Raw genomic sequence first — 1,006 nt, forward strand, 5'->3', positions numbered from 1 at the left:
TTGGCTATGTCACCGTCAAATGTGGGAATGCTCCCAGCGTTGCTTTCAATAATGTTTCTGGTGAGCGGATGCGCCTGGCGTCGAGTATCCAGCGCCAGCCCAGGTAATTGGGCAGGTAGCGCGTCGCCACGCCGTGAAAGGGCCGTAGCCAGTCCCGCAGACGGCTGTGATACGCATTGACGTTCTGCACATGTGCGGCGCCCTGGGCACGGATGCCGGCGCGTAAGTTGACGGCCTGGTGGCTGATACCCGCTTCCCTGGCAAACGCCCGGTAGGCGGCACGACCATCCGTTACCAGCAGGACATCCTTGTCGATGACGGGCAACAAGCAGCGGTGCAGCTGTGCCTTCGTCAAGGCTCCCTTGCCCGTGACGAAGTCGAGGGTCTGGCCTGGGCGGTCGCGCGCCACCAGGATGCAGACCTGTTCATTGGAAATGCCGCGCTGGTGGGCATGGCCGCCCCGGCGGCGGGCCGGACGCGTCATCTGCCTGGAGCCCTTTTCCGACTCCGGCACGTATAACTCGTCGGCCTCGACGATGCCATGCAGGCCATGCGGCCGATCCGTCCTGGGGACGCTGAGAAAACGGTGGCGCCAGCGAAACGTGGTGTTGCGGTGCACGCCCAATTGGCTGGCGGCCTGGCGCACCGATCTGGAATCGAGCAGGCAAGCGGCATATTCAATCCACAACGATTTATGGCGCAAGCGGGCCAGCGGCGTGCCCGTCAAGGCGTTGAAGGTGCGCCCACAAGGCACGCAGCGGTAGCGCTGCAAGCCGTGCGCATGGCCATGCCGGTGCAGGTGATGCGCGTGGCAGGCGGGGCAGGCCAAACGCTGCTGCGCCACGCTTTCCAGCAGCGCGACAGTCGCGTCGTGCGGTGCGTTGCCACGCAGCAAGGCCATGCCTGCCTGCCGCTGGCGCCGGTTCAGGCGAGCAAACTGGGCGATAAAACGGATCCATTCGGCTGGCTGCATGATCGGCTCCCTGCATTGTGAATATGCAGAGTC

Annotated in this window: 1 protein-coding gene; it reads right to left on the minus strand. The window is 64.3% G+C overall.

Annotated elements, in window-relative coordinates; translation table 11 throughout:
• Positions 1-4: 4 nt before the first annotated feature.
• Positions 5-973, minus strand: a complete 969-nt coding sequence (locus VPH41_RS28440; RefSeq protein ID WP_328572282.1) for an IS1595 family transposase — start codon at positions 971-973, stop codon at positions 5-7.
• Positions 974-1,006 lie beyond the last annotated feature (33 nt).

It is taken from the genome of Janthinobacterium sp. P210006, from assembly GCF_036231885.1.
GTDB lineage: Bacteria > Pseudomonadota > Gammaproteobacteria > Burkholderiales > Burkholderiaceae_D > Janthinobacterium > Janthinobacterium violaceinigrum.